This window comes from Flavobacterium sp., from assembly GCF_029242675.1.
In the GTDB taxonomy this organism is placed as follows: Bacteria; Bacteroidota; Bacteroidia; order Flavobacteriales; family Flavobacteriaceae; genus Flavobacterium.
In genome coordinates this window covers 1-7,818 of sequence record NZ_JAQWTM010000024.1, presented here as the reverse complement: position 1 = coordinate 7,818, position 7,818 = coordinate 1, and the positions used below count along the sequence as shown (strand labels likewise).

At 36.1% G+C, this 7,818-nt stretch carries 5 protein-coding genes and 1 pseudogene; 5 read left to right on the top strand and 1 reads right to left on the bottom strand.

Translation table 11 applies throughout. From position 1 onward, the window contains the following. From P8M54_RS00815 to P8M54_RS00795, 5 genes and pseudogenes are all read left to right on the top strand, one after another. A pseudogene (locus tag P8M54_RS00815) lies at nucleotides 1-264 on the top strand (carboxypeptidase); the annotation flags it as partial. Nucleotides 265-584: 320 nt separating this feature from the next. Further along, nucleotides 585-1,667, top strand: a complete 1,083-nt coding sequence (gene gcvT, locus P8M54_RS00810; protein ID WP_300283889.1) for a glycine cleavage system aminomethyltransferase GcvT — start codon at nucleotides 585-587, stop codon at nucleotides 1,665-1,667. A gap of 134 nt (nucleotides 1,668-1,801) precedes the next feature. Then, nucleotides 1,802-2,515, top strand: coding sequence for a YebC/PmpR family DNA-binding transcriptional regulator (locus P8M54_RS00805; protein ID WP_300283887.1), 714 nt, complete (start codon nucleotides 1,802-1,804; stop codon nucleotides 2,513-2,515). 82 nt (nucleotides 2,516-2,597) lie between these two features. Beyond that, nucleotides 2,598-3,455: an EamA/RhaT family transporter gene (locus P8M54_RS00800; RefSeq protein WP_300283884.1), complete on the top strand. Its 858-nt coding sequence runs from the start codon at nucleotides 2,598-2,600 to the stop codon at nucleotides 3,453-3,455. A gap of 421 nt (nucleotides 3,456-3,876) precedes the next feature. Further along, nucleotides 3,877-5,949 (top strand): hypothetical protein, encoded by a 2,073-nt coding sequence (locus P8M54_RS00795; RefSeq protein WP_300283882.1) that lies wholly within the window; start codon nucleotides 3,877-3,879, stop codon nucleotides 5,947-5,949. Between the two features lie 77 nt (nucleotides 5,950-6,026). Here P8M54_RS00795 and P8M54_RS00790 read toward each other — a convergent pair. Further along, nucleotides 6,027-7,818: S9 family peptidase (locus P8M54_RS00790; protein WP_300283880.1), on the bottom strand; the 1,792-nt coding region annotated here is incomplete at its 5' end.

The window sequence follows — 7,818 nt, the reverse complement described above, 5'->3', positions numbered from 1 at the left end:
AGACAGGCAATGGCACAAAACCCGTATTTGCATTTACTAGTACAATCCGGTTATTACGATGGTGCTTGTGATTATTTTAATGCAAAATACAATATGTGGCAAATGGATCCAAGCGGAAAATTGAAAGATAAAATGTCATGGAAAGGCTACCGTAGCGGACACATGATGTACTTGAGAAAGCAAGACTTAGAAACGGCTAATGAAGATATCAGAGAATTTATTAAAGCATCGATTCCTAAACCTGGACAAGCCGCTAAGTATTAATCTTTAGATCCACTTAATAGTAAAAACGACAAATCGAGCGCGCTTGGTTTGTCGTTTTTGGTTTAGATACCATTCGGAGATGATTTTACCTTAGCCCTGATGGCAATGAAAAGCCCGGAATACTGGAATTTAGGTTTTATTAGGAACACGAAGCGACTGCAAGAAGCTCTCGTGCTCCTTTAAAAAAACAAATTACAGGATGAGGACTTGTAATGTACAGCAGGAAATGGCTTCAAAATATATGGATTAATCATAAATAATGGGTTAAATATGATAATTTTTAAATAAATTAGCCACTTCAAATTTTATATCGAAAAACAATGAAAAATACTGCGCTTACGCACATACACGAAGGTTTGGGAGCTAAAATGCTTCCGTTTGCGGGATACAATATGCCCATTACTTATGAAGGAATTAATGCTGAGCACGAGACGGTTCGTACGGCGGTAGGGGTTTTTGATGTGTCTCACATGGGAGAATTTTTACTTTCGGGACCAAATGCTTTGGCTTTGATTCAAAAAGTAACCTCGAATGATGCGTCAGTATTGACAGTTGGTAAAGCGCAATATTCGTGTTTACCAAACAATGATGGTGGAATTGTGGATGATTTGATCATTTATAAAATGAAAGATGAGCAGTATTTACTAGTTGTAAATGCTTCGAATATTGATAAAGACTGGGATTGGATTTCGGCTCAAAATGATTTGGGTGTTGAGATGAAAAATCTTTCGGATGATTACTCCTTATTAGCAATTCAAGGACCTATGGCTGTGGAAGCAATGCAAGCGTTGTCATCGATTGATTTAAGCGCGATTCCGTATTACCACTTTGAAGTAGCTGATTTTGCTGGTTTCGAACATGTAATTATTTCTGCTACAGGATACACTGGATCAGGCGGATTTGAAATTTATTGTAAAAATGACCAGGTAGAAACGATTTGGAATAAAGTTTTTGAAGCGGGAGCTGCTTTTGGGATCAAACCGGTAGGACTTGCTGCTCGTGATACGTTGCGTTTGGAAATGGGTTTTTGTCTTTACGGAAACGATATCAACGATACGACTTCGCCGCTTGAAGCTGGTTTAGGATGGATTACTAAGTTCACCAAAGAATTCACCAACTCCGAAAATCTAAAAAAGCAAAAAGAAGCAGGTGTTACAAGAAAGCTAGTTGCTTTTGAAATGCAAGAACGCGCAGTGCCAAGACACGATTACGAAATTGTAGATGCAAGCGGAGCGGTAATTGGAATTGTAACTTCGGGGACAATGTCGCCTTCTATGAACAAAGGAATTGGTTTAGGATATGTTACTGTGGCAAATGCTGCTTTAGATGGAGACATTTACATTCGTATTCGTAAAAATGATGTACCTGCTAAGGTGGTGAAATTGCCATTTTACAAGAAGTAAGATAACTAGTCTTGCATAGCACGTTTTATTTTTTTGAATTAAAATGAAAAGCGTTATTTTTGCAGACTTAAAAAATACAAAACATTGATTTCTCATCGTAAAAGCTGAAAAATCGATTCAAAAAATAATCAGAAATGGGTAGAGCATTCGAATTTAGAAAAGGTAGAAAAATGAAACGTTGGTCAGCAATGGCTAAAACATTTACTAGAATAGGTAAGGATATTGTGATGGCCGTGAAAGAAGGAGGTCCAAATCCTGATGCTAACTCTAGATTAAGAGCGGTAATACAAAATGCGAAGGCTGCGAATATGCCTAAGGATAACGTAGAACGTGCTATTAAAAATGCCAGCAATAAGGATACTGCCAACTACAAAGAGGCTTTGTTTGAAGGTTATGCTCCACACGGAATTGCGCTTTTGATCGAAACGGCTACTGATAACAACAACCGTACGGTGGCTAACGTGAGAAGTTACTTTAACAAATGCAACGGTACCATGGGAACGCAAGGATCAGTTGAATTTATGTTTGACCATACTTGTAATTTCCGAATTCCGGCTGAAGGTCTTGATGCTGAAGAGTTGGAATTAGAATTGATCGATTTTGGTGCTGAAGAAGTTTTTGAAGACGAAGACGGAATATTGATCTACGCTCCATTTACTAGCTTTGGAACGATTCAGAAGGAATTAGAGACTAGAAATATCGAAATTCTGTCGTCTGGTTTTGAAAGGATTCCGCAAATCACTAAAAAAGTTACCGAAGCCGAAATGGCCGACGTAGAAAAGTTGATTGAAAAACTAGAAGAAGATGACGATGTGATGAATGTGTATCACACCATGGAAGAAGCATAAGACTTCCTCCAGTTCAAATAGTAAACTCTAGCTTAGGCTAGAGTTTTTTTGTTTACAAATTGTACCATTAAAACTAAACGGCATGTTATTCCTTATTTTTAGTATTTTAAGCAGCGTTATCGTAGGTGTTATTTTTAAGATAAGCCGCAAATACAGTATCAATACTACGCAAATTGTAGGTTGGAATTATGTTTTTGCTTTGCTACTGTGCTATTTCATTTTTAGTCCTGACATTAGTACTATCGACGCAACAGCACCTTGGAGTATTTATATTCCGCTGGGAGTATTGTTGCCTTCGATTTTTCTGTTTCTAGCTGCGTCTATAAAACACATGGGAATTGTAAAAACAGATGCTGCACAACGCTTATCGCTGTTCATTCCGCTTCTTGCGGCTTGGCTGCTATTTCATGAAGAATTTACTCCCTTAAAAGTAATCGCGTTTATAATAGCACTACCTGCCTTATTGCTAATCCTAAGTAAAAAGACAGAAAACAAAAATAACAATTGGATCTACCCGACCATGGTTTTCGTTGGTTTTGGTGTCATCGATATTTTGTTTAAGCAAATTGCTTTAGCGACTAGCCTGCCCTTTACCACGTCCTTATTTATTGTGTTTGGTATTTCGCTTGCAATAATGATAGCAGTTGTATTGTACGAGCTTGTGATCAAAAAAGTAAAAATTACAGCGATTAATCTAGGGCTAGGAGCCTTGGTAGGGATTTTTAATTTCAGTAATATTTTGTTTTACCTCAAAGCGCATCAGGCTTTCGCCAAAAATCCGTCGACGGTATTTGCAGCAATGAATATGGGAGTAATCATTATTGGAAGCTTAGTAGGTATTTTAGTTTTTAAAGAAAAACTAAATGCTAAAAATTACCTAGGCCTCGTTATTGCATTAGCGGCAATCATTTTAATTACCATATCGCAACTAGGCTACTAAATGCGCTATAAAACACTGTAATAAAGAGTTTTATAGTTTAATAAGCTTTGATAAAAGTACGTTTGTTTTCGTGCTAAAAATAGTAACCACTGATTTATGAATCATTTATCGCTCATAAAAAAGAGATATGTTTTTTATAAGCCCCTAAGTTCATTATATTTGCCTACTTTTTAAGCCTCAAAAAGCTTTAAAAAGATGCCGTTTAATGTGGTTTAAGTTACTTGTTTAAAAAAGTAAATAAAGGCAATAGCACTGTTTTACCGTGTAAAACTACTATTAACAAAAAAATTAAATTAGTACACAAACCCATACAATACAATTTTAGCTTAAAAAAGGCGGCTAACAATAGTAAGTTCCTAACTTATAGAGTGATCGAACTAGATTAAAATCGTTCAATGGAACGCTTAAATAAAAATACTTTATGACGAACAATATTCTAATTGAAAATCAATACAATAGAACAAGTTTATTTGAAAAAGAGAATGTCAATTATCTAGTACGCATCTTAAAAAGATTCAACACCGTACCTAAAGTAAACAACATTAATATTATCACTTCGACTAGTGAGCCAGCAGTATTTAAAATTGTTCCCAATAAATCGATTATCATAGGATCTTCTTTTTTAGACAAACCTATTTTAGCGTTGCTTTATTTACGTTATGGTATTGAATGGCAATTATGGTACAAAGCACTAAATAACGATAAAAAAGACATCGCTTTATGCGACATTGCAGCGCTAGAGGTTATTAAAATATTTTATAACTTATTACCAAAAGACGATAAAGAGAAATTAGAAAATCTTGATTTTTCTTTAATTAATTTGATTAACAGCAATGCTAATTTAGAGACAGCAACGGCCTCAATTCGTGAAGAATTGCAGTCGTTTCATGGGTTACCAACAGCCAATGCAGCTATTGATGCCTCTTGGAAAGCAATAGTAGCTAATTTAGCCAAACCTACAGAATATCTATTGATGGATGGTGGTGATCTTAGATTGAATATTGATGAGATCAACCTACTGAATAAATATGGTTGCCGTCCTTTTCCTAGACCCGAAGCCTTTACTTTTGCTTCTTCTACGGCTTCTAGTGTTTCTAATTTTGCCTTCGATAAAACGGATAAAGTAAGAAGTATTTTAATTCGAAATAGCTTAAAATACGGCTTTAAGAAAACGACTATTGAATTTTCTGAAATGCTTAAAAGCAGTCTAAGAAAAAATTTCAAAATAAATGAAGAATGTGAGATCATATTTTCTCCTTCAGGAACCGATTCTTCATTACAAATCGCTGCTATTACACAAACGATTTCTTCACAAGAAATCACTCATATATTGGTAGCTTCTGATGAAACCGGAAGTGGAGTTGCTGCAGCCCTACGCGGTTGTCATTTTGAAAACACAACAGCCTTAAATTTTCCGATTAAAAAAGGAGACCGCATTGAAGGTTTCAGAGATGTGAATTTAATTGAAATTCCGTTTCGAGATGAAAATGGTGCCTTAAAATCAACCAAGCAATTGGATGAAGAAGTATTTGCTGCCGTTTCTAAAACCAATGAAGAAGGAAGACATGTTGTTTTACACACCATGGACCAATCAAAATTGGGATACCAATCCCCTAGCGATTCCTTAATCAAAAAATTAAATAAGTTAGAGAATCTTTCTATGCAAATCATCGTTGATGCTTCGCAACTAAGATTAGACCCTAAAGACATTCATAATTACGTAAATAAAGGCTATATCGTTACCGTTACGGGAAGTAAGTTTTTTACAGGACCTCCTTATGCAGGAGCTTTAATTTTGCCAAAAAATGTTACGAAGCTGATTCATTCTGCTACCAACCCTTTACCGAAAGGCTTAACGGAATATTTCAATAATTCGGATTGGCCTGCCTCATGGTTTTGTTCTTCAAAACTATCAGATGGTTACAACTATGGTTCGTACATGCGATGGAATGCTGCGATCGTTGAAATGGATCGCTATTTCAAAACGCCGGTTTTATATCGAAATATGGGAATTGAGATGTTCTGCAATTTTGTTGAAGAATCAATTCACGAAGCGAGTTTCTTAGAACCTATTTACGGGGACGAAACTAAAATGAAAAGCTATAATAGTAAGGAATTCGGTATTCGAAACATCCGAACTATTTTTCCTTTCTTCATTACTTTAAACAACCAACCTTTATCCGTTGACAAAGTAAAAAAATTATACACCTTATTAAATTCTGATTTATCAGAACATTTTGAAGAGGCTTCCTTAGAGATTATCCGATTAGCAGCTCAAAAATGCCACATTGGTCAAGCGGTAAACGTTAAGTACAGCAATGATATCGAGAGCGCTATTTTACGTATCAGTTTAGGCTCAAGAGTTATTTCAGAAAGTTGGGTAAACAGAGACATCAGTTTGTTTTTCAGAAACATTGAATTGCAAATGAGTCAAATTACCATCACCATAAAAAAGATGGAATTAATATTAAACAATCCGCACTTACTCGACTAAGTACTTGCTATTCTTATAAAACTCAAAAATCCCATTTGCTTACGCAAATGGGATTTTTTATTACTTTACAACTTCTATTATTTAGTTATCGATTCTAAGTCGAATAAAAACGTGAATTCTTTCGCTAATTCTTTAAGTGCTTCAAATCGTCCCGATGCTCCACCGTGACCCGCATCCATATTCGTATCTAAATATAAAACAGTATCATTTGTCTTCATGGTACGCAACTTGGCAACCCATTTAGCCGGCTCCCAATACTGCACTTGAGAATCATGTAATCCCGTTGATACATACATATTGGGGTAATTTTGTTCTTTTACGTTATCATACGGTGAATACGAACGCATGTAATTGTAATACTTCTTTTTGTTTGGATTTCCCCACTCATCATATTCCCCTGTCGTAAGCGGAATAGTATCATCTAACATCGTCGTCATTACATCTACAAAAGGGACTTGCGCAATGATTCCGTTATACAATTCAGGAGCTTCGTTGGCAATTACACCCATTAACAATCCACCTGCTGATCCCCCTTCGGCATACAAATGTTCTGCTGAAGTGTATTGATGCTGAATCACATATTTGGAACAATCGATAAAGTCCGTGAAAGTGTTTTTCTTTTTCAATAATTTACCATCATCATACCATTGTCTTCCTAAATCTTCTCCTCCTCGAATATGAGCAATAGCATAAATAAAGCCTCTGTCTAACAACGATAAGCGAGTAGTCGAAAAATAAGCATCCATAGAGTGACCGTACGAACCGTAAGCATAAAGCAACAACGGATTTTCGCCATTCATCACAAGATCTTTTTGGTACACCATAGAAATCGGAATCTTAGTACCATCTTGAGCAGTAGCCCAAACACGTTCTTCACTATAATTATTTTTATCAAATTTTCCTCCAAGAACCTGTTGCTCTTTTAATACGACTTTCTCCTTGGTCTTCATGTTAAAATCAATTACAGAGGATGGCGTAGCCATAGACTGATAGCCATAACGCAGGATATCAGTATCAAAATCAACATTGGTAGAAGTGTAAGCAGTATAAGTTTCGCTTTCAAAAGGCAGGTAATATTCTCCTTCTCCACTCCAAGGCCTAATACGGATTCTGTTTAATCCATTAGAACGCTCAGAAATTACGAGGTAATCCTTAAAAATATCAATATCTTCTAATAAAACATCTTCGCGGTGCATGAGCACTTCTTCCCAATTTTCAATGGTAGTGGCGATCTCAGGCGTTTTCATCAATTTAAAATTGATCGCTTCGTCTTTATTGGTTACAATGTAAAAACTATCTCCGTAATGAGAAATGCTGTATTCCAGTCCACGCTTTCGTTTTTGAAACAGTTTAAATTTCCCATCCGGAACATCAGCCGGTAAGATTTGAAACTCAGTCGTTAAAGTACTCGAAGAACTAATCAAAATGTATTTTCGTGATTTTTCTTTTCCAACACCCACATTAAAGGTATCGTCCTTTTCAAAGTAAACCAATACATCCTCGGAGGTATCAGTTCCGACTTTGTGTCTAAACACTTTATCCGAACGCAATGTTTTTTCGTCTTGTCTGGTATAGAAAATTGTCGAATTGTCGTTTGCCCAAGTCGAATTTCCCGTAGCATTTTCAATCGTATCTTTTAAGATTTCGCCCGTGAAAAGATTTTTAACGTGCAAGGTATAGATGCGGCGACCTACTAAATCAAGCGCGTAAGTTGCATATTGATTGTCAGTGCTAATACTTAGGCCACTTAATTTAAAATATTTATGTCCTTCGGCTAATACGTTGCAATCAAACATGATTTCTTCGGCTGCATCGAGACTGCCTTTTTTTCGAGAGTAAATAGGATACCCTTTACCGGTTTCAAAGCGG